The organism is Nonomuraea sp. NPDC049695 (assembly GCF_040674955.1).
Lineage (GTDB): Bacteria > Actinomycetota > Actinomycetes > Streptosporangiales > Streptosporangiaceae > Nonomuraea > Nonomuraea helvata.
Genome location: NZ_JBFANV010000016.1, coordinates 1 through 19395, shown reverse-complemented (window position 1 = coordinate 19395; position 19395 = coordinate 1). Strand labels below are relative to the sequence as shown.

21 protein-coding genes and 2 tRNA genes are annotated in these 19395 nt (G+C 68.3%); 12 read left to right on the top strand and 11 right to left on the bottom strand.

The genetic code is table 11. The annotated features are described in order from the left end of the window. Nucleotides 1–363: 363 nt before the first annotated feature. A tRNA-Arg gene (locus AB0J64_RS16590) sits at nucleotides 364–436 on the bottom strand. A gap of 810 nt (nucleotides 437–1246) precedes the next feature. Here AB0J64_RS16590 and AB0J64_RS16585 point away from each other — a divergent pair. Continuing rightward, nucleotides 1247–2290 carry a D-alanyl-D-alanine carboxypeptidase family protein gene (locus AB0J64_RS16585; RefSeq protein WP_364027121.1) on the top strand — a complete coding sequence of 348 codons (1044 nt, stop codon included), beginning with the start codon at nucleotides 1247–1249 and terminating at the stop codon, nucleotides 2288–2290. Nucleotides 2291–2435: 145 nt separating this feature from the next. Continuing rightward, nucleotides 2436–2588: a hypothetical protein gene (locus tag AB0J64_RS16580; protein WP_364027118.1), complete on the top strand. Its 153-nt coding sequence runs from the start codon at nucleotides 2436–2438 to the stop codon at nucleotides 2586–2588. Nucleotides 2589–3160: 572 nt separating this feature from the next. On the opposite strand, the gene mscL is transcribed toward AB0J64_RS16580, so the two are convergent. The 6 genes from mscL to AB0J64_RS16550 form a co-directional block, all read right to left on the bottom strand. Further along, entirely contained in the window at nucleotides 3161–3553 is a 393-nt protein-coding gene (mscL, locus tag AB0J64_RS16575) for a large conductance mechanosensitive channel protein MscL (protein WP_364027115.1), read from the bottom strand. A 21-nt stretch (nucleotides 3554–3574) separates the two neighbouring features. Beyond that, on the bottom strand, nucleotides 3575–4162 hold the full coding sequence (locus tag AB0J64_RS16570) for an SAF domain-containing protein (RefSeq protein ID WP_364027112.1): 588 nt from the start codon (nucleotides 4160–4162) through the stop codon (nucleotides 3575–3577). Continuing rightward, complete coding sequence (locus AB0J64_RS16565; protein ID WP_364027109.1) at nucleotides 4159–4965, bottom strand: S-methyl-5'-thioadenosine phosphorylase; 807 nt, start codon at nucleotides 4963–4965, stop codon at nucleotides 4159–4161. Before AB0J64_RS16565 ends, AB0J64_RS16570 begins: the two co-directional genes overlap by 4 nt. 100 nt (nucleotides 4966–5065) lie before the next feature. After that, on the bottom strand, nucleotides 5066–5368 hold the full coding sequence (locus AB0J64_RS16560) for an FmdB family zinc ribbon protein (protein WP_364027479.1): 303 nt from the start codon (nucleotides 5366–5368) through the stop codon (nucleotides 5066–5068). A 67-nt stretch (nucleotides 5369–5435) separates the two neighbouring features. Continuing rightward, nucleotides 5436–6941 carry a potassium/proton antiporter gene (locus tag AB0J64_RS16555; RefSeq protein WP_364027107.1) on the bottom strand — a complete coding sequence of 502 codons (1506 nt, stop codon included), beginning with the start codon at nucleotides 6939–6941 and terminating at the stop codon, nucleotides 5436–5438. A gap of 23 nt (nucleotides 6942–6964) precedes the next feature. After that, the gene (locus AB0J64_RS16550) at nucleotides 6965–7534 is read right to left on the bottom strand and encodes a 5-formyltetrahydrofolate cyclo-ligase (RefSeq protein ID WP_364027104.1); all 570 of its coding nucleotides are present in this window, start codon (nucleotides 7532–7534) and stop codon (nucleotides 6965–6967) included. 24 nt (nucleotides 7535–7558) lie between these two features. Between AB0J64_RS16550 and galU the strand changes: the two genes are divergently transcribed. The 8 genes from galU to AB0J64_RS16510 all read left to right on the top strand — a co-directional run bounded on the left by galU (nucleotide 7559) and on the right by AB0J64_RS16510 (nucleotide 14005). Beyond that, nucleotides 7559–8461, top strand: coding sequence for a UTP--glucose-1-phosphate uridylyltransferase GalU (gene galU, locus AB0J64_RS16545; protein WP_345001991.1), 903 nt, complete (start codon nucleotides 7559–7561; stop codon nucleotides 8459–8461). Next, nucleotides 8448–9635: a gephyrin-like molybdotransferase Glp gene (gene glp, locus AB0J64_RS16540; protein ID WP_364027101.1), complete on the top strand. Its 1188-nt coding sequence runs from the start codon at nucleotides 8448–8450 to the stop codon at nucleotides 9633–9635. The genes galU and glp overlap by 14 nt, the downstream gene beginning before the upstream one ends. Before the next feature lie 66 nt (nucleotides 9636–9701). Beyond that, the gene (gene moaC, locus AB0J64_RS16535) at nucleotides 9702–10187 is read left to right on the top strand and encodes a cyclic pyranopterin monophosphate synthase MoaC (RefSeq protein ID WP_345001995.1); all 486 of its coding nucleotides are present in this window, start codon (nucleotides 9702–9704) and stop codon (nucleotides 10185–10187) included. Continuing rightward, on the top strand, nucleotides 10187–10666 hold the full coding sequence (locus AB0J64_RS16530) for a MogA/MoaB family molybdenum cofactor biosynthesis protein (protein WP_364027476.1): 480 nt from the start codon (nucleotides 10187–10189) through the stop codon (nucleotides 10664–10666). The genes moaC and AB0J64_RS16530 overlap by 1 nt, the downstream gene beginning before the upstream one ends. A gap of 46 nt (nucleotides 10667–10712) precedes the next feature. Then, a complete protein-coding gene (locus tag AB0J64_RS16525) occupies nucleotides 10713–11366 on the top strand; it encodes a GNAT family protein (RefSeq protein WP_364027098.1) in 654 nt (217 codons plus the stop codon). A gap of 124 nt (nucleotides 11367–11490) precedes the next feature. Then, nucleotides 11491–12069: a hypothetical protein gene (locus AB0J64_RS16520; RefSeq protein WP_364027095.1), complete on the top strand. Its 579-nt coding sequence runs from the start codon at nucleotides 11491–11493 to the stop codon at nucleotides 12067–12069. Nucleotides 12070–12118: 49 nt separating this feature from the next. Further along, a tRNA-Ala gene (locus tag AB0J64_RS16515) sits at nucleotides 12119–12195 on the top strand. A gap of 520 nt (nucleotides 12196–12715) precedes the next feature. Next, nucleotides 12716–14005, top strand: a complete 1290-nt coding sequence (locus tag AB0J64_RS16510; protein ID WP_364027092.1) for an FAD-dependent monooxygenase — start codon at nucleotides 12716–12718, stop codon at nucleotides 14003–14005. Between the two features lie 561 nt (nucleotides 14006–14566). On the opposite strand, the gene AB0J64_RS16505 is transcribed toward AB0J64_RS16510, so the two are convergent. From AB0J64_RS16505 to vanY-N, 4 genes are all read right to left on the bottom strand, one after another. Next, nucleotides 14567–15052: a hypothetical protein gene (locus AB0J64_RS16505; protein WP_364027089.1), complete on the bottom strand. Its 486-nt coding sequence runs from the start codon at nucleotides 15050–15052 to the stop codon at nucleotides 14567–14569. Between the two features lie 275 nt (nucleotides 15053–15327). Next, nucleotides 15328–15732, bottom strand: a complete 405-nt coding sequence (locus AB0J64_RS16500) for a hypothetical protein (protein ID WP_364027086.1) — start codon at nucleotides 15730–15732, stop codon at nucleotides 15328–15330. Nucleotides 15733–16385: 653 nt separating this feature from the next. Beyond that, nucleotides 16386–17330: a serine hydrolase gene (locus AB0J64_RS16495; RefSeq protein WP_364027083.1), complete on the bottom strand. Its 945-nt coding sequence runs from the start codon at nucleotides 17328–17330 to the stop codon at nucleotides 16386–16388. 5 nt (nucleotides 17331–17335) lie between these two features. Continuing rightward, entirely contained in the window at nucleotides 17336–17926 is a 591-nt protein-coding gene (gene vanY-N / locus AB0J64_RS16490) for a D,D-peptidase/D,D-carboxypeptidase VanY-N (RefSeq protein WP_364027081.1), read from the bottom strand. A 191-nt stretch (nucleotides 17927–18117) separates the two neighbouring features. Here vanY-N and AB0J64_RS16485 point away from each other — a divergent pair, with 191 nt between their 5' ends. Both AB0J64_RS16485 and AB0J64_RS16480 read left to right on the top strand, forming a co-directional pair. Beyond that, entirely contained in the window at nucleotides 18118–18471 is a 354-nt protein-coding gene (locus AB0J64_RS16485; protein ID WP_364027078.1) for a winged helix-turn-helix domain-containing protein, read from the top strand. A gap of 7 nt (nucleotides 18472–18478) precedes the next feature. Beyond that, nucleotides 18479–19395, top strand: a 917-nt coding sequence (locus AB0J64_RS16480) for a HAMP domain-containing protein (RefSeq protein ID WP_364027075.1), incomplete at its 3' end; no start/stop codon positions are given.

The following is a 19395-nucleotide window of genomic DNA, read 5'->3' as shown; positions in this document are numbered from 1 at the left end:
GTGCCGCCGGCCCCGATCACCTCGACCAACCGGTAGCGCTCATTCAGGAAGTCTCCGCCCGTCTTGGTCATGATCGGGACGGCAGCGCAGATTTACGAACAGTCCTTGCCCCGTTCGGCCGAGGCAGGAAATGGTCAGAGCCTGTGCGAAGCGTTCCACGGGCGAGCGACTTCGCCGCGGGTGCGCCATGGAACACGTCCCTGACCTGGAGAGAAGGCTCCAAGATCATCCCGTATATATCCCGTGATCATGGTCCTACGGCTGCATATGGGTGCCCTCGGCGACCTAGGAGGGGTCTGGCAAGCAAAGGACCTGCGGCCAAGAAACCGCAGGTCGGGGAGCAAAATGCCTGGTGGAGAAGAGTGCCCCCGGCAGGATTCGAACCTGCGGCACCCGCTTTAGGAGAGCGGTGCTCTATCCCCTGAGCTACGGAGGCGGACTCTCGTAAGCCTAGCGAAAGTCTGGCACTGCGTGGACCGTAGGGCCGGGGTCAGTTTGGTGGGGTTGGTTATGGGAGCTCTGAGCTGCGGTAAAGGCATGACAAGTGATCAGAATCCGCCGCATCCCGCGTGGATAGCGTCTGCCTGTGACCACGAGGCGATGCAAGCAAGCACGTCGGCGCCCCGTCGTGTTGTTCGGGGCGTTGTTGGCGCCGGCGATTCTGGCCGGGGGGTTGTTGGCCGGGGAGATGCGGGGGTTTGAGCAGGAGAGCGGCGGCCGGGTGGTGTTGGCGGAGGGCGTCGGGAAGTTGGGGTTCGGGCCGGTGTTGATGCGGGCGCCGGCGCATCCGGAACGGGTGTACGAGGGTGGTGTGCCGGGGCCCGTGCGCGACGTGTCGCGGCCGCAGGACGTTGTGGCTCCCCGTCCCGTTGTTACTGAAGGGCCCAGGTATGAGGAGCCCGTTACGCCAGCCCCTGTGCGGACGCAGAATGTCGGGTGTCCCGAGGAGTGGGCGGATACCTGGTTGTGGGATATGTGCCTCGAAAAGGAGCGGCAGGCGGGGATGGAGATCGGGATCCCGGTGCTGGGGCCTGGCGCGCCTGATCCGTGAGGGGTGGTACGTCGGGGGCGCTTATGTGGAGGTAGGGGGACAGGGTGGGTTTTTTGTCTCATAACAGCTCTCCCGAGTTCGGCTCGGGCACTCGGGGGGCTGTAGTAACGTGCGTGCCTGACCAGGGTAACGAGTTTGCAAACGGAGGAGTCGAACGTGCCAGCCCCTCGATCAGCGGGTCTGATCGCGGTTGTTATGGCGGTGGCTTCTCTTCTGGTGCCTTCCGGGCAGGGGCGCGCGCAGGCGCAGGCCGTACGGGTGCAGGAGAAGCCGGATCCCGGCAGCCTCAGCGCGCTGCGGAAAGAGGCCGAGCAGTCGGCCAAGGAGCTCGAGGACGCCACCAAGGCCCTCGAGAAGCGGCGGGCGGACATCGCCGCATCCGACAAACAGCTGAAGGACAAGCTGGCGGCGCTGCAGGAGCTGGAGCGGCGGGTTGCGGTGATGCGGCAACCCGTGTCGCAGATGGCCGAGTTGCTGTACGAGCAGCCGCTCTTGGGGGACGGGATCACGCCGTTCGTGTCCGGGAGCGCGAATGAGAACACGCTGCGGGCGCTCAGCGATGTGACGCAGATCCTTTCCGTACGGCAGCAGGCTGTCGAGCAGACCAGCGCGCTCTACCAGGAGGCGGAGCGGCTGGCCGCGGAGGCGCAGGAGCTCCGCGCCGGGAACCTGCTGGCCGAGGCTCAGGAGTCGGCCGAGGTCGACACGCTGCGGCAGCGGTCGGACAAGATCGTGAAGTCGCTGACGGCGGCGCTCGTGAAGATGGGGATCAAGGTTGACAAGGTCGGGCGGGCGGCGCTGGGGTGCAATCCGCTGCGGGCGGCGACGGCCAACGAATATCCCAATGGTCTGATTCCCAAGGCCATGCTCTGTCCGTTGCAGCAGAAGGGGTTCAGCCTGCGGGCCGATGCCACCATCGCCTTCGTGAGCCTGAACGAGGCGTATCGGAAGCGGTTCGGGAGGAGCATGTGCGTCAGGGACGCCTATCGGAGCCTGGCCGAGCAGCAGTCGATCTACTACCGGCGGCCGGGGTTCGCCGCCGTGCCAGGGCGCAGTAACCACGGGCTCGGCTTGGCCGTGGACCTGTGTGGCGGGGTGGAGAGGTCCGGGTCCACGGAGTTCGTCTGGATGGAGCGGAACTCCAAGAAGTATGGGTGGTTCCATCCCTCCTGGGCCTACACCGGCCCGTTCGAGCCGTGGCACTGGGAGTATGACCCGAAGAGCAATTCGCTGCTCTAGGCGGTGTTTCAAAGGTGCTGGGCTCAGCCTGAGCTGTCGTGGGCATATCGGTGGCCTCAGCTGAGCCCTTTCGCTGTCCAGCGATCGATTAGCTCGGGCGAGAGGGAGCCGGGCTGGTGCAGGACCTCGGACTGGATGAGCTGAGGTGCTCGTTCAAGTGCCGCCGGAGTCCTGCCACCTCATCGCCGAGAGCTGCCAGATCCTGTCTGAGCTCAGCCCGGAACTCGGCGATGTCGGCCATCATCTGAGCGATGCCGACTATCGACGCCATGATGCCGTCACTGATGCGCTCGCCTGATTCGAGTGCCCGCACCCGCGACATCAGGTCGAGGAGGTGTGCTTCTACGTCCACGAATTGCTACCTCCTTTGCGGAATGAGGAAGGGATCCTCCGGAGGGTTGTGATTCACCCGTGGTTCCCTGCGTGAGCACAGTGACAGACAGTCGACTCCCGTGGCGAGCACCCCTCCTGACCAGGGTGAACTTCCTTCATTCCGGTGCCTAGGTTCTTTCTCCTGCGAGGCAGGATCGAGCTTCCGCGATGCAGGACGCGAATGGTCCGTGCCGATGGGAAAGGGGCCAAAGCGATGCAGCCTGTAAGGGGCCGGCGGATCTGACGGATGCGCAATGGGTGGTGCTGGAGCCGTTGCTGCCCGTCGGAGGTACAGCAAGGCGCCCGCCGGTGCACCCTGGCGGGATGTCTCGCAGCGGTACGGGCGCTGGCAGACGATCTATGGGTTGTTTCGTCAAGCGCTACCGGGCGGCCGTCGCCACCCGCTTTGACAAGCTCGCCGTCCGCTACGAAACCACCATCCACATCGCTGTGATCAACTGGTGGCTATGAACCACTTCTGAAAACGGCCTAGTAGCCCTATGCCATCTGCGCGGTGCAGAAGGCGCAGCGGGACGCCGCCTTCGGGATCTTCGACAGGCATTCGGGGCAGTCGCGGGTTCTGGCTCCTATCTTGGCTGCGGTGCGGTCTCTGTGATGTTTGTACGGCCTCACCACCAGGACGTAGATCGCTGTGGAGATCATCAAGAACGAGATGGCCGCGTTGATGAAGTGGCCGTACATGAAGTCGGATCGGCCCACCGTGATCTTGAGTGAGGAGAAGTCGGGCAGGCCTCCGAGTGCCGAGATCAGCGGCGTGAGGACGTCGGTCACGAACGACTGCACGACCGAGGTGAAGGCCGCACCGATGGCGAACGCCGCGGCCAGGTCGATGACGCTTCCCTGCATGAGGAACCTCTTGAGTCCGTTCATGAGGGAATCGTAATCGATCGATTACGTTAAGTTAGGTTTGATGGTGATCGAGAGGTGGCCGGTGGTCTGGGCCGCCGCCAGCTCCGCTGCCTGGGTGGCAGTGGTCGCCAGCACCACCAGGGCGCCGTGGGCCTCGCTCGCAGCCTGGGCCGGCGGTGGGATGGTGATGATCCGCACCTCCTCGGCCACGGGGCGGGCCGGCTGGGCCTCCTCCCATGTGGCCAGGACGGTGATCGTGGCGCCGGGCGAGAGGAGCTTCACGGCCGCCGCGTCGGCTATGCGCACGGGTGTGGCCACCAGGCCGGGCGGGAGGCGGAACGACTGGAGGAGACGGACGTCGGTCAGCGGCTCGCCCTTGCGCATGGGGCTCGCCAGCACCTGGCCCGCCGCGGCCGCGCGTACGGCGCCGGCGGGTGGGTGGTTGAGTGCGGCGGGGACGAGGTCGCCCGGGCTCAGAGGGCCGGGGGACAGGTCGCGGGCCGCCACCAGGACGGTGGGCTCGGGGGCGGGGCGGGTGGCGATGAACGCGGACATGACGGCGAGGGCGGCCAGCGCCGCCGCGATGAGGCGGCGACGGCGGCCGTAGCGGGTCAGCCAGGACTGGATCACGGCAGCTCGAAGGGGAGCTTGATCCCGTCGAGGGCGGTGCCGCAGGGGCACGTGCGCTCCTCGGGCAGGGCCTGCACGGCCTCCGCCACCAGGGTGCGCATGCGCGTGACGTTCTGGGCGAAGAACTCGAGGACCTCATCGTGCGTGACGCCCTGGCCGGCCTCCACCCCGGCGTCGTGGTCGGTCACCAGGGAGAGCGACGTGTAGCAGAGGGCCAGCTCGCGGGCCAGGATCGCCTCGGGGAACCCGGTCATGCCGACGATCGACCAGCCGTTGCCGGCGAACCACTGTGACTCGGCCCGGGTCGAGAAGCGGGGGCCTTCGATGACCACGAGGGTGCCGCCGTCGACGGTCTCCCAGCCGGTGGCGCGGGCGGTCTTCACCGCGGTGGCGCGGCCTGACGGGCAGTAGGGGTCGGCGAAGGAGACGTGGACAGCGCCGTCGATGTCGTAATAGGTCTGTACGCGCCCTGAGGTGCGATCCACGAGCTGGTCAGGGATGACCATGGCGCCGGGGCCGTACTCCGGTCTGAGCGAGCCTACGGCGCTGGGCGCGAGCACCTGGCGGACGCCGAGGGAACGCAGTGCCCAGAGGTTGGCGCGATAGGGGATGCGGTGCGGCGGGAAACGATGATCTCGCCCGTGTCTGGGGATGAACGCGACGGAACGCGAGCCGATGCGTCCGACCGTGACGACATCGCTCGGGGGCCCGTAAGGCGTGGCGAGCTCGATCTCCTCCGCGTCGTCGAGCAGGGAGTAGAAGCCCGATCCGCCGATGACGCCGATGTCTGCGCGAGTGACCATGGCCGAGAGAGTAGCCGGATCGGTGGCGAGCCCGGGCGGCCCGAATCCCGTTCTGTGGATAACTCGCCATAGGTGGCCGCGCTGGGCGGCCACGCACAGGTCAGCTGGAGGCGGCGGCCGGAGCGGCGGCAGGCTTGGACGAGCTCGTGTCGGCGGACTTGCTCTCCGACTTGCTCTCCGAGGTCTTCGACGACGAGGAAGAAGAGGTGGCAGCCGAGGTCGAGGACGAGCGGTTGTCAGTCCGGTAGAAGCCCGAGCCCTTGAACACGATGCCGACAGCGGAGAAGACCTTCCGCAGGTTTCCCTGGCAAGCGGGGCAAACCGTCAGCGCATCGTCGGTGAACTTCTGAACGACCTCGAGCTGCTCACCGCAGTCGTTGCAGGCGTACTGGTAGGTCGGCACGCGCTCCTCCTTCAGTTCTGGCACTCGAGGGATGCGACTGCTAATGCTAACCGATTAGGTCAAACGCCTATTCCAGTCCCCGCTCGCCGTACCAACCGGCCAGCTTGCCGCTGCGGCTCACGGCGCGCAGGCGGCGCTCCACCTGGTCGCGGCAGGAGGCCGTGGTGACCAGCAGGAGCTGGTCGTCCGCCCTGATCCTGGTGTTGCCCGCGGGTACGAACGATTTGCCGTCGCGGACGATCAGGGTCACCTGCGCGCCCGCGGGCAGGCGGAGCTCGAAGATCTCCACGCCGTGCAGTTTGGAGCCGATGGGCACCTTGACCTGCAGCAGGTCCGCCTTGAGCTCCTCCAGCGGCGCCGACTCCACCTCGAGATCGTGCGCCTCCCCAGGCGCGGCCACACCGAGCAGCCGAGCCACGAACGGCAGCGTCGGCCCCTGGAGCAGGGTGAACACGATGACGATCACGAAGACCTCGTTGAAGATCTCCTTGGACCCTTCGACGCCGGACGCCCATGGAATGGTCGCCAGCACGATCGGGATCGCGCCGCGCAGCCCCGCCCACGACAGGAACGCCTGGTCACGCCAGGTCACTCGGCCGACCCGCAGCACCCACGACAGCAGCGAGCTCGCCATGACGGACAGCGGCCGCGCCACCAGCACGAGTACGGTTCCGGCGATCAGGCCGGGCACGATGGCCGACGGCATCTCGCTGGGGCTGGCCAGCAGACCGAGCATGACGAACAGCCCGATCTGCGCGAGCCACGCCGCGCCCTCCGCGAACCCCCTGGTCGCCGCCCGGTGCGGCAGCCGCGAATTGCCCAGGATCAAAGCCGTCAGGTAGACGGCCAGGAATCCCGAGCCGTGCAGCAGCACGGCGCCGCCGTACGAGACGAAGGTGAGCGACAGCACGGCGAGGGGATAGAGGCCGGAGGCGGGGAGGGCGACGCGGCGCAGCGCATACGCGCCTGCCGGGCCGACGGCCAGGCCGACGGCGGCGCCGATGATCAGCTCGAGCGAGGTCTCCAGGAGGAACGTTCCGAGGCTCGGCGACGACTGCGAGGCCCCGCTCAGCAGCACGACCGCGATCACCGTGGGCGCGTCGTTGAAGCCGGACTCCGCCTCCAGCACGCCCGCGAGCCGCGCGGGCAGCGGCAGCCTGCGCAGCACGGAGAAGACGGCGGCGGCGTCCGTGGAGGCCAGGACCGCGCCGAGGATCAGCGCCGACGTTCGGTCTATGCCGAGAAGTCCCTGTACGACCAGCGCCACCACCACGATGCTGACCGCCACGCCCACCGTCGCCAGCACCAGGGCCAAGGGGACGGAACGCCGCACATGGGACCAGCTCGTGGTGAGGCCGCCTTCGGCCAGGATCACCGCCAGCGCCGTGAGCCCGATCTGCTGGGCGAGCTGCGGATTGTCGAAGGGGATCCCGAACCCGGCCTCGCCCAGGACCAGGCCGAATCCGAGGAACACCAGCAGACTGGGCAGGCCGGTGCGGTGCGCGATGCGTACGGACGCGATGGCCGCGATGACGATCGCCGCGCCAAGAAGGAGCCAGACATCCAGCGTCATCTGGCCCCCTCTCGTACCTGCGTTCACATAAGACTAGTGAGTCCTCCTGGTGTCACGGCAAAACGGACGTGCCGGTCATGCGGCTCCGCGGGAAGATCGTCGATCAGTTCCCCGTCGTGGAGCAGCGCGACTGTCGGGACGTTGGGGCCGACTCTGGCCAGGGCGCGGTCGTACGAGCCGCCGCCGCGCCCGAGCCGTACACCTGTCTTCCTGTCCACCGCCAGCGCGGGCACGATCACGAGCGCGGCGGTGCGGATGGCGTCGACGCCGCGGCGGGTGTCGACCGGCTCCATGATCCCGAAGCGGCCCGGGGCCAGCGAGTCGGGCCCGTCGTACACCGCCCAATCCAGGTCATAGTCCTCGCGGAGGACAGGGAGGATAACGGTGGCTCCATGTTTCCACAGAGCGAACACGAGCCCGTGCGTCTCCGGCTCGGACCCCGTTGACCAGTAGCAGGCCACGAGACCGGCCATCTGGACCCACGGTTGGTCGAGCAGCGTTTCGCGGACCCTGATGGCGTTTGCGCGCAGTTGTTCGGGGGAGAGGGAGGCACGCGCGGAGCTCAGCTCCCGACGCAGGTTCAGCTTGTCCACAGGTACCTCCACTAGGGTCTACTCATGGCTGACTTCGACCCTGTGACGAAAGCCGTCGTGCCCGCCGCGGGTCTGGGCACCCGGTTCCTTCCGGCGACCAAGGCGACACCGAAGGAGATGTTGCCCATCGTCGACAAGCCCGCGATCCAGTATGTCGTCGAGGAGGCCGCCTCGGCGGGGCTCCTCGATGTGCTCATGGTCACCGGCAAGAATAAACGGTCCATCGAAGATCATTTCGACCGCGCATTCGAGCTGGAGGAGGCCCTCGAGGCCAAGGGCGACGAGCACCGGCTGTCCCAGGTACGCGAGCCCGCCTCACTGGCGACCCTTCACTACGTACGGCAGGGCGAGCCTAAGGGGCTCGGCCACGCGGTGCTCTGCGCCAAGCAGCACGTCGGCGACCATCCCTTCGCCTGTCTGCTCGGCGACGACCTGATCGACCGCCGCGACCCGCTGCTCAAGCGCATGATCGAGGTGCGTGACACGTTCGGTGGGAGCGTGATCGCGCTGATGGAGGTGCCCAAGGAGCAGGTCTCCCTGTACGGCGTCGCGACCATCGAGGCGACCGCCGAGGACGACGTCGTACGCGTGACCGATCTGGTGGAGAAGCCGCCGGCCGACGAGGCGCCGTCCAACTGGGCGATCATCGGACGTTATGTGATCGATCCGGCGGTGTTCGAGGTGCTGGAGAACACACCGCCGGGGCGTGGCGGCGAGATCCAGCTCACCGACGCGCTGCGCACGCTCGCCGGGCGCGGCTCCTCGGAGGGCGGTCCCGTGCATGGGGTGCTGTTCCGAGGGCGCAGGTACGACACCGGTGACAAGCTCGACTATCTGCGGACGGTGGTGAAGTTCGCGGCGGATCGGGAGGATCTGGCGCCGGAGTTCCTGCCGTGGCTGCGGGAGTTCCTCGATGAAGTCGGTTGATCAGCATCTGGCTGACATCCTGGCCACCGTCCGTCCGCTGGCGCCGATCGAGCTGGAGCTGGAGCAGGCGCTGGGGGCGACGCTGGCCGAGGAGGTCTCGTCGCCGGTGCCGCTGCCGCCGTTCGACAACTCAGCCATGGATGGATATGCCGTACGTGCCGCCGACGTCTCGGACGTCCCCGTCACGCTGCCGGTGATCGACGATGTGGCGGCCGGTTCCATGGAGCTGAGGGCCGTGGGTCCCGGGCATGCCGTACGGATCATGACCGGCGCTCCGATGCCTGCCGGGGCCGATGCCGTGGTGCCGGTGGAGTGGACGGACGGGGGGACGGTCTCCGTACGGATCACCCGTCCGGCGAGCGCCGGCAACGCGATCCGGCGGGCAGGGGAGGACGTAGGGGCCGGCGAGGTCGTGCTCAAACCGGGCACGGTGATCGGGCCGGCCCAGCTCGGGATCATCGCCGGGGTGGGGCGGCGGCGGGTCTGGGCGCGGCCCCGGCCCAGGGTCGTCGTCATCTCGACGGGCGCGGAGCTGGTCGAGCCGGGCGGCCCGCTGGCCCCCGGCCAGATATGGGACTCCAACAGCTTCACGCTGACCGCGGCCGTACGCGAGGCGGGAGGCGAGGGGTTCCGGGCGGGGTCTGTCGGGGATGACCCGGCGGTGCTGCTCGACCGGCTCGACACGCATCTGGTGCGGGCCGATGCGATCATCACCAGCGGCGGGGTGTCCATGGGGGCGTACGAGCCGGTCAAGGAGGCCCTGTCGCCGCTGGGGACGGTCCGGTTCGAGAAGGTGGCGATGCAGCCGGGGATGCCGCAGGGGTTCGGCGTGCTGGGGGAGGACCAGGTGCCGATCTTCGCGCTGCCCGGCAACCCGGTGTCGTCTTTCGTGTCTTTCATGCTGTTCGTACGTCCGGCGCTCGACAGGATGCGCGGGCTTCCCACGGAGGTGCCGGAGGCGGTCACCGCTCGCGTCACCGGGCCGTTGCGGTCACCTGCGGGGCGCCGGTCGTTCCTGCGCGGCGTGCTGGCCGCTGACGGCACGGTGACGCCGGTGCACGGGCAGGGTTCGCACCAGCTCGCCGCCCTGGCCGCGGCGAACGCGCTGATCGTGGTGGCCGAGGACGTGACCGAGGTGCCGGAGGGTTCCACGGTGGAGGTGATTCGGCTGTGAGCGAGCGGAGCGAGCGAACCAGTGAACACAGTGTGTTTCACTCACAGCGCCGACGAAGGAGGCGCTGTGAGTGAGCAGAGTGGGCTGACCCATGTCGATGAGACAGGGGCCGCTCGCATGGTGGACGTGTCCGCCAAGGACGTGTCGGCCCGGACCGCCACAGCCACCGGACGGGTGCTGCTGTCCGGCGAGGTCGTGTCGCTGCTGCGCTCTGGCGAGGTGCCCAAGGGCGACGCGCTGGGGGTGGCGCGGATCGCGGGGATCATGGGTGCGAAACGGACGCCCGACCTGATCCCGCTCTGCCATCCGATCGCGCTGCACGGGGTGAAGGTCACGCTGGACGTCGAGGACTGGGGCGTGGCGATCACCTGCCGGGTGAAGACGGCCGACCGCACCGGGGTGGAGATGGAGGCGTTGACGGCGGTCTCGGTGGCGGCGCTGGCGCTGTTCGACATGGTCAAGGCGGTGGATCCGGGCGCGGTGATCACCGATGTGCGGGTGGAGGAGAAGCTGGGCGGCAAGACCGGTCGCTGGAGCAGGGACGCGACGTGATGCGGGCGCTCGTGATCACCGTGTCGAACCGGGCGTCAGCCGGGATTTATGCCGACAAATCCGGTCCGCTCCTCGCCGACCTGCTCCGTCGTGAGGCGGGCTGCGAGGTCGTGGACGGCCCCCTGGTGGTGCCCGACGGGGAGGCGGTCGAAGGCGCCCTTCGTGACGGGGTGGCGGAGGGGTACGACGTCATCGTGACCACCGGAGGGACCGGGCTGACCCCCATGGACCTGACGCCGGAGATGACGGCCCGGGTAATTTCTCGGGAAATTCCCGGTATAGCGGAGGCCATCCGGCTGGCGAACCGGGACAAGGTTCCTGCCTCCGTGCTGTCCAGAGGTCTCGCAGGGCAGGCGGGTGACACGTTGATCGTGAATTTGCCCGGATCGTCCGGTGGCGTACGCGATGGCGTCGCCGTACTCGCGCCGATTCTCCAGCACGCGGTCGATCAGGTTCGGGGCGGCGATCACCCGCGCTGACCTCGATTCCCTGATCCGTGGCGACATCGTGCCCGATGGGGGGATGATGAGTGGTGTGGATCGACTTCGTGGCTGGCCGGCGACACTGAACGACGGTCCGGTAGGCCTTCGGCCGCTGCGGCTGAGCGATGTGCGCGTGTGGCGAGAGACGCGGCTGCGCAATGCCGACTGGCTACGTCCCTGGGAGCCGAGCAACCCCGAGACTCCGCTGTTCAGGACCGGCCTCGGGCCCTACGTCTCCATGGTCGGCACCCTGCGCCGCGAGGCGAGGCAGGGCCTGGCGATGCCGTGGGTGATCACGTACGGGGGGCGCTTCGCGGGACAGTTGACCGTCGGCGCGATCGTGTGGGGGTCGGCCCGCTCCGCCCAGGTCGGCTACTGGATCGACGGCGCTCTGGCCGGCAAGGGCATCACCCCCACCGCCCTCGCCATGGCCGTCGACCACTGCTTCTTCACCACCGGGCTGCATCGGCTCGAGGCGAACATCCGTCCCGAGAACCAGGCCAGCCGTCGGGTGGTTGAAAAGCTCGGATTTCGGGAAGAAGGCATTCGGCGGCGCCAACTCCACATCGACGGGGCCTGGCGCGACCACATCTGCTACGCGCTGACCGTCGAGGACGTTCCCGGCGGGCTTCTCGTGCAATGGCGTCGCGCCCGTGAGTCAGCCGCTCATGGAGGGTCTCCCGTCGAAGAGGTTTGACGATCTCGCGACACACCGCACCGAATGCTCGTCAATTAGTGACACGCGGTCTTACGGTGCGTGACGTGAGCACATTGAAGGCGCGACGAGCAGACTCGCGTCTTTGTGCTGCCCGGAGGTGGTCGTGAGCAGCGTCCTCCTCTATCTGGCCATCGTCGTGATGTGGCTTTGTGTCCTGATTCCGATGTGGCTGCGCAGAGACAAGACCAACCTCGCCGAGCTGGCCGAGCTCGAAGAGCACTACACCGGCGAGCACCAGCTTCCTGACCTCGACAATCTGGGCCCTTCGGACGCGGACGAGGACGACGGGGCCGAGGTGGAGAAGGTGGACGTCCGCCAGTTCCGGCTCCGGCGCCGCGCCATCATCGTGGCCCGCCGGCGTCGGCTCCTGTTCTTCACGGCCCTGCTCGTTGTGGCCTCGATCGTGACGGCCGCGGTCAAGATGATGCCGTGGTGGGGCGTGGCGCCCTCTGTCCTCATCATGTTCGCGTACGCGGCCTTTCTCCGCATCGCCGTACAAGTGGACCGGGAGCGGCGCGAACGCGCCCGCCGGATGCGCGCGGAACGGCTGCGGCGGGCCCGGGAACAGCGGCGGACAGCGGACGAGGCCGCCCAGGCGGAGGTCATCGATCTCACGACGTTGCATCCGGACGTTCTGTTCGATCAGTACGCTGAGCCGCCCAAGCGGGCAGTGGGTGACTGAAAGGGTGGCGCGAGGACCCTCAGGAGTTTGCTAATCTGGTCGAGTCCTTGGGGATGTAGCGCAGTCCGGTAGCGCACTTCGTTCGCATCGAAGGGGTCAGGGGTTCGAATCCCCTCATCTCCACCAGGAGCCGTTCTTGAAATGGCTGGACTGAAGTTGACGGGATCCCGTCTGATCATCGAGATCGGGCGGGATCTCGTCGTTTGTCCTGTCGCAGCGAAGACTGAGCATTGTCATCGAAGGTTGATCACGACTACGGTGTCTCACCGAAGGTTGAGTGACTGCTGGGGCTCGATGTCCGTTCTCACTGGTCCTTTCAGCGTCTCACTGTGTTGCGCGCAGATCTGGCGAATTCTCAGGCGGCGGCCTAGCTGACGGCCTGGTTCGCCTGGTTTGCGCCAGTCTGGGCTGATGTGAGCGTCATCGGAGTTGGCGTTTCTCATTCATGTCTGCCGAGGCCGAGGCGATCATGACCATGCCCGTCGCACGCACATGCCGAGTTCAGGGTGTTTGCGGGAGCGTGGACGCGATTTCGGTCGTGCCGATGAGTTTTGTGCGGATCCGTGGTCGATACGGCTGGACACACCGACAGCGGTGGGCCTGTGCTGGGAACGTCCAGCGCGGGAGGAAGCACATGGAGGCAGTGATGAGCGTCGACGACTCCAAGCAGGGGCACACCATCCGGACTGGCGAGCAGGGGACGCGGGAGAGCGGTCCCAGGGTGTTGGTGGCGGGGGCGAGCATCACGGGACCCGCGCTGGCCCATTGGCTGCGCCGACGGGGGGCCGAGGTGACCGTGGTGGAGCGGGCTCCTGAGCTGCGTCCCGGCGGGCAGGCGGTGGATGCGCGCGGGGTCGCCAAGGAGGTCATCGGGCGCATGGGGCTGGACGCGGCGGTGCGCGCGGCGTGCACCGACACCGCCGGCGCGCACACCGTGGACGCGGACGGGCAAGTGCTGGAAACCTTCCGTGCCGACGACGACGGTGGCGACGGGTTCATCGCGGACATCGAGATCCTGCGCGGGGACCTGTCCCAGCTGCTCTACGACGACACCCGCGACGGCGTCGAGTACATCTTCGGCGACCGAATCGCGGGGCTCGCCCAGGACGCGGACGGGGTCGACGTGGTTTTCGCGGGCGGCAACCGGCGGCGCTTCGACCTGGTGGTCGGGGCCGACGGGTTGCACTCGGCGCTGCGAGCGATGGTTTTCGGGCCGCATGAGCGGTTCCTCCGCCACCTCGGGCACGTGCTGGCCTTCTACAGTGTGCCCAACGAGTTCGGGCTGGACCGCTGGCTGCTCGAGCACCAGGACCAGGAGTCCGGTCGCTCCGCCATCCTGCGGCCCATCCAGGACGCCACCCGGGCGATGGCCATATTCTCCTTCGCCTCGGCCGACTTCGACGTCGACTACCGTGACGTCGCGGCCCAGAAGGTCCTGCTGCGTGAGCGGATGGCGGGCCTGGGCTGGTTGACCCCGGACATCCTCGCGCACCTGGACGACACCCCGGACTTCTACCTCGACCAGGTCGCCCAGGTGGTGATGGACCGCTGGTCGAGTGGACGGGTGGGGCTGCTCGGGGACGCGGCGTTCAGCTCCTCGCCGATGTCGGGGCAGGGCACCGGGCTGGCGCTGGTCGGCGCCTACCTGCTGGCCGGAGAGCTGGCCGCCGCCGGATGGGACCCCGACGCCGGGTTCGCCCGCTACGAGGCGCGGATGCGCTCGTTCGTCGAGGCCAACCAGGAGATCGGCCGGTTGAACGCCCGCAGCCGCGACGTCCCCGGGCCAGACGCCGAGCCGCTCCCCGATTTCGCCGGCGAATGGTTCACCGAGCTGGTCGGGCGCGCGATCAACGGCGTCGAGCTGCCCGACTACGCGGGGGTGCCGGATTCCGCAGCCCCGGCCGGATCGCCGATCACCTCGTCGGCCAAGCCGTAGGTGTCACATAACGTGTCGAGAGGGACCACGCTTCGGTGGGACACCGCCGGACGACCTCGGGCTCATGCCGCGTAGTGCGCGTTGGAGCGCCCGTTCGGCGGCCACGCCACGTTCCGATCAGGCGGTGTTGACTCGGAAAACTGACAAGATCGATGAGATTTCACCGCGCGGGGTCTCAGCGGTTCTGTCACTTGCCTGGTCGGCGCTCACCGGAACTGACAAGACCATTGGGACATCGACCCTGTGACGTCCAAGCCCATTGATCCACAGCTGGCTTGTAAGTACGGCTCTCGCGCGCCGATGAGCGCGGTGAGTTCTTGCGAATGTGTGCGGATGGTGGCGCCGTCCAGGCCGGTGGTGGCGCGGGCGACCTGTCGGGCATCAGCGGGCAGGCAAGGGAGTCGTCGTGAGCGCGTACGGCATCTGCTCGGGACTGACGCCGAAGAGGTGGAACAGCCAGTAGTACCGATTTTCGGTGCCGTGCTGGCGGCATGTATTTCGTGCCTGCATGCGAGAAGGCCACCCGCGGTGAAAGCGGATGGCCTTCTGGGAGGCAGGAGCTCAGCTGTACGAGTAGGACTGCGCGCTGCAGCCGGTGATGTAGGGCCCGGGGTAAACCTGCTGGGTGGAGCAGCCCCAGGTGGCGTTCAGAGTCGTGGCCCAGGAGGGGATGCTGATCACGGGTCCGTTGGTCCAGCCGACCTGGTCCCACTGGTGACCGCCGCTGCAGATGGCCGACACGCTCACCGCGGTACTGCCGCCGGGCAGGCTGATCGTGAACGACCACGAGTGGTTCGCCGGGTTCGCGACCATCGAGCTGGAGGGCACAGCCACGCCGTATGAAGGAGGCGCGGAGCCGACCGCGACGTATGAGGCGTACCAGTCCCGGGTGTCGCCGGAGTAGTCGACGTTGAGACAGTCCACTGTGCCGTTGAGCGTCAGGGCAGAGGCGGCGGCGGGCTGCTGCATGGTCACGACCATCGCGGCGGTGGTGGCCAGCATCGCGCCGACCGCCAGCGCCCGGCGGATCAGGTTGCCAGCAATCATGGGGTCCCTTTCTACGCGCCGTTGACTGTGGGATTTCACCGGAGTGCCAGCCAGCCATCCGCGAGGGCCGCGCCGCCCTGATCGGGGTGAGTCGGACGCGCAGGCTGGGTCCGAAGACCGGCGGTCATCATCCTCCGCGGCCGCCTCGTAGCGCGGTGACTGCGGACAAGTATGGACAGCCGGCGCCGCAATCCGAGCTAGAAGCATGATCGGCATCGGTCGTTGTGGACGATATACGTCGGTGAGGCCGGTCGAGTGTCGGGCTCAGATGGGGCTCAGGTGCAGGTGATGGCGATCGGCGTGGTGGCGACACGCTGGGAGAAGTCGGGCGCTCCGCCGTCGAGATTGGCGAATCCGTAGCCCATGACGTGGTAGTTGCCGGGCACGCACGACACCATGTTGATCTTATAGGCGTAAGCCACGTTGTTCTGGTAGGTCTCGGCGTAGCCCAGATAGGTACCGTCCCGGTATAAGGAGAGGTATCCGCCGATGAACGAAACTCTCTGGTTGCAGTTGACCTCGACATAAGCGTAAACGGAGGTCGTGTACAACTGGATCGGGTTACTGATGGTGATAGCGCAACTGAGGGCCGCGGCGCTCACGCTGGACGCGGTCGCCGCCTGAGCGGGGGACGCACCGAGCACCAGGGCCGCCGCCGCGCCTAATGTGAGGGCGCGCATTCCATGAAGGGATTTCAAGTAGCCATCTCTCCCCACCGCCGATGGCAATCCGGAGCGCGCGGGCCACGCGCCCGAGACGTCGCAGGATATTTCTTCTCGAGGGGAGGATCACACAATGGCCATGGACCGGACAGGCCTATATGGAGCACCTCCCTCCGAAACAAGCGGTGAATCGCGGTTTCCGCACAGCCCGTAAAGGGGCGGCGACCTCGCCCCGCGGATCGACAGGCTGGTCGCAGGCCATGTGACGCCGTGCGATGTGGCGGTCGCACTCGCGTCATCACAGTCGTCCGCGCGACGGTGTTAGTGAAACTTTCAACACGGGGACGCCTGGCGGCGAGGTCAGAGGACGAGTACGCGCCCGGGCCCCGCGGTAGCTGGCCGACGACCCGCAGGCCTGGGCCCCACGCGAGCATGAACGGCGGACATCGCCGCCGAGCCGGCACATGCGTCCGTCACCTGGCCGAGGCCATCGCCGGTCAGAACCTGAGCCTGCGCCGCCTGGCGACCGCCTCGGCGGTCAACCGGGTCGCCGGGGGCGAGCAGGGCGGCCAAGTGGGCGAAGATCACGGCGGCTGGTCTGGAACGCCTCGTGAGCCCGGACCCCGTCGAAGTGCTCGCCCTCTTCGACGAGGTCCAGCCGTCCTGACCGCTCAGCGGGTCTTCGCCCAGCCGGATCGCTGAGCCGCCACGATCAGTCTCCGGCTCGCGACGAACGCGGCCTTCTTCCTGTCCTCCAGCGCGTCGCCCGGCTCGCCCTGGCGCAGCACCACCCCGAGGATCAGCCGGTCGCGGTCGCCGGAGGTGGGATGGGCGGCCCACAACAGCGCCCCGCCCGCCGGAGTGCTGGTGCCTGTCTTCAGACCGACCACCCCGGGCAGCGCGAGCAGCTTGTTGCTGTTGACGATCTCGCCCTTGACACCTGGGATCGTGGTCCTGGCGGTGGCGACGATGTCGCGCAGCACCGGGTCCTTCATGGCCTGCCTGGCCAGCTTGAGCTGGTCCACCGCCGTGGAGACCGTAGTGGGTTCGTACCCGCTCGCCCCGGTGTAGGTGGTGTTCTTCATGCCCAGTTTGGCGGCGGTCGTGTTCATCCTGCCGACGAAGGCCTCCTCCGAGCCCGCGTCCCAGCGGGCCAGCAGGCGGGCCGCGTTGTTCCCCGAGGGGATCAGCATCAGCTCCAGCAGCTGGCGCTCGGTGAAGCTCTGGCCCTCGGTGATCGCCACCGTGGACTCGTCCCGGTTGCCCGACTCGATCGCGGCCTGCCGGTCCACCCGGATGGACGGCCCGCCGGGCGGGTGGTCGCGGAGGATCACCAGCGCGGTCATCACCTTGGTGACGCTCGCGATCGGGACCGGGCGCTGCTTGCCGTACACACGGAGAGTGCCGGCCTGCCCGGCGACCGCGACCGCCGCCTGCCCGTGCGACGGCCAGGGCAGCGCCGGGGGCCGGCCCAGGGCGATCGGCTCGGGCCTGGCCTGCGGCCACGACGCCGGCTGGACCCGCGCGCCGCCGTACACCAGCGAGGTCCCGGCGGCGAGTACGGCGCACACCGCGGCGGCGAGCAGCCAGGTACGGGGAGAAAGTCGAGACAGCACGGGCGCTACACCCATGCCCGGCTCTGGTTCCGGTCCTGCCAGAACCACGCGTAACCCACGCCGGGATGGGGCCGGCGCCGTGGTGGCGAGCCGCCGCAGTCCGGGCGGTACTCGAAGTGCCACCACTCGTTGTCGTACATGCGGTAGAGGTCGTAGCGGGCGCCGTGCTCCTCGAGCCAGCGCGCGCCCTCGTGCGGGCGGACGTCCAGGGCGATGCCCTTGACGTGGCTGGATTCCGCCGGCGGCAGGACGAGCATGCGTGCCGCGGCCGGGGAGCCGGAGCGGCGTACCTCCTCCTCGAACATCCGCTGCTGGACGAGGGGCTCGCGGTATCCCGAGGTGAGACCGATGAGCTGGCCGTGACGCCACAGCGCCTCGGTGCGCGCCGCGGTGAACGCCGCCAGGGCGCCGTCGGTGAGCCCGGTGAGGTCCTCGGCGGGGAAGCGCAACCATAGCGCCCAGCGGCAGGCCAGCTCGCGGGCGCGGCCGGGACGGCGGACGAACGCCGCGGGCAGCAAGAGCACCGCGAGTACCAGCGTGACCGCGGCGAACAGCCGGTCTCGGGGCCGAGAGGGGATGGTCCGTGGTTCGTTCATGACGACCAACATCGGCGCCGAATGTGCCCGGGTTGTCCGCCGAATGTCACCGTTTCTCGACGGCTGCGCCGCCCCCGGTGGACCGTGACACAACCATGACACGGCGCTGACGTGGCGAGAACACTGCCGGCCGACAGTAGATTCGGTTGGCCGGCGGGCGAGTTACGGAGCGTACGGTGAAACTCCGCGGCGTGTCGCGAGTGTTGTTGATCGAGGATGACCCGGCTGTGCGGGAGGGCCTGGAGTCGGCCCTGAGCCGGCATGGGCACCGGGTGCGCGCGGTGGAGTCCGGCGAGCAGGGGCTGGACCGGCTGCGTGCCGACGACTACGTGGTCAAGCCGGTGCAGCCCAGGGTGCTCGAGCTCTCGGGGACGCCGGGCCGGGTCTACAGCCGCCGGCAGCTGCTGGAGTCGGTGTGGGAGCACGGGTACTTCGGCGACTCGCGGCTGGTGGACGCGTGTGTGCAGCGGTGGCGCGCGAAGATCGAGGACGACTCGGCGGCGCCCGTCTACGTACAGACCGTGCGTGGGTTCGGGCCGGTGTGAGCCGCTGGTGGCACCTCGGCCGAGCCTGGGGCTGCGCGCGCGGCTGCTGTCCGCGTTCGCGCTGCTGAGCGTGCTCACCGCGGCGACGGTGGCCGGCGCCATCTACGTCGCGGCACGCAACGACATCCTGCAGCGAGCCCAGGATGCCGCGGTGCAGGCAACGAAGAGCCAGCTGGAGGGGCTCTTCCCGTTGCGGAGCGCGGAGCCGGGCCCGGACCAACTCCGCGATATCGCCAACAAGATGATCGATGGAAACTTCCGCGCGATGGCCCTCTACCGCGGGGCGTACTCGACGGGCGACCCGGTGCCGGACGGCCCGCCGGGGAACTCGCCGGGGCTGCGCAGGCAGGCGGATTACCCGCCGATCGTGGGTCCCGAGACGATTCCAGCGGCGCTGCGGGGGAAGGTGGCCGCCGGCAATGTCGCCTGGCAGCGCGTGCTGCTGTGGCAGGGCGCGCCGTACCTGATCATCGGCGCGCCGGTGCTGATCGCCGAGCGCGACGGGACGACCCGGATGTCCGGCATCGAGGTCTACGTCCTGCACAGCCTGCAGCCCGAACAGCGCAGCATCGACCGGCTCGCCACCTTCGCCTGGCTCACCGGCGGAGCGGGCCTGGCGTTCGCGGTCGTGCTGGCGTTGCTGGCCACCCGTGGCGTGCTGGGCCCGGTGCGCGAGCTCGGCCGGGCGGCGCGCCTGCTGGGTGAGGGCGAGCTGCGGACCAGGATCGCGGTCACCGGCTCCGACGAGCTGGCCGACGTGGCGCGCACGTTCAACAACACCGCCGCGGAGCTGGAACGGCACGTCGAGCAGCTGCGCGAGATGGAGGCCGACGCCCGCCGGTTCGTGGCCGACGTGTCCCACGAGCTGCGCACCCCGCTGGCCGCGCTCGCCGCGGTCGCCGACGTCCTCGACGAGGAGGCGGC

Bases quoted from the DNA above. Each gene is read 5' to 3' on its own strand.
- AB0J64_RS16585 (WP_364027121.1), top strand. From the start codon at position 1,247: ATGGCGGTGGCTTCTCTTCTGGTGCCTTCCGGGCAGGGGCGCGCGCAG.
- mscL (WP_364027115.1), bottom strand. From the start codon at position 3,553: ATGAACGGACTCAAGAGGTTCCTCATGCAGGGAAGCGTCATCGACCTG.
- AB0J64_RS16565 (WP_364027109.1), bottom strand. From the start codon at position 4,965: ATGGTCACTCGCGCAGACATCGGCGTCATCGGCGGATCGGGCTTCTAC.
- AB0J64_RS16555 (WP_364027107.1), bottom strand. From the start codon at position 6,941: ATGACGCTGGATGTCTGGCTCCTTCTTGGCGCGGCGATCGTCATCGCG.
- galU (WP_345001991.1), top strand. From the start codon at position 7,559: ATGGCTGACTTCGACCCTGTGACGAAAGCCGTCGTGCCCGCCGCGGGT.
- glp (WP_364027101.1), top strand. From the start codon at position 8,448: ATGAAGTCGGTTGATCAGCATCTGGCTGACATCCTGGCCACCGTCCGT.
- AB0J64_RS16530 (WP_364027476.1), top strand. From the start codon at position 10,187: ATGCGGGCGCTCGTGATCACCGTGTCGAACCGGGCGTCAGCCGGGATT.
- AB0J64_RS16525 (WP_364027098.1), top strand. From the start codon at position 10,713: ATGAGTGGTGTGGATCGACTTCGTGGCTGGCCGGCGACACTGAACGAC.
- AB0J64_RS16510 (WP_364027092.1), top strand. From the start codon at position 12,716: ATGAGCGTCGACGACTCCAAGCAGGGGCACACCATCCGGACTGGCGAG.
- AB0J64_RS16505 (WP_364027089.1), bottom strand. From the start codon at position 15,052: ATGATTGCTGGCAACCTGATCCGCCGGGCGCTGGCGGTCGGCGCGATG.
- AB0J64_RS16500 (WP_364027086.1), bottom strand. From the start codon at position 15,732: ATGCGCGCCCTCACATTAGGCGCGGCGGCGGCCCTGGTGCTCGGTGCG.
- vanY-N (WP_364027081.1), bottom strand. From the start codon at position 17,926: ATGAACGAACCACGGACCATCCCCTCTCGGCCCCGAGACCGGCTGTTC.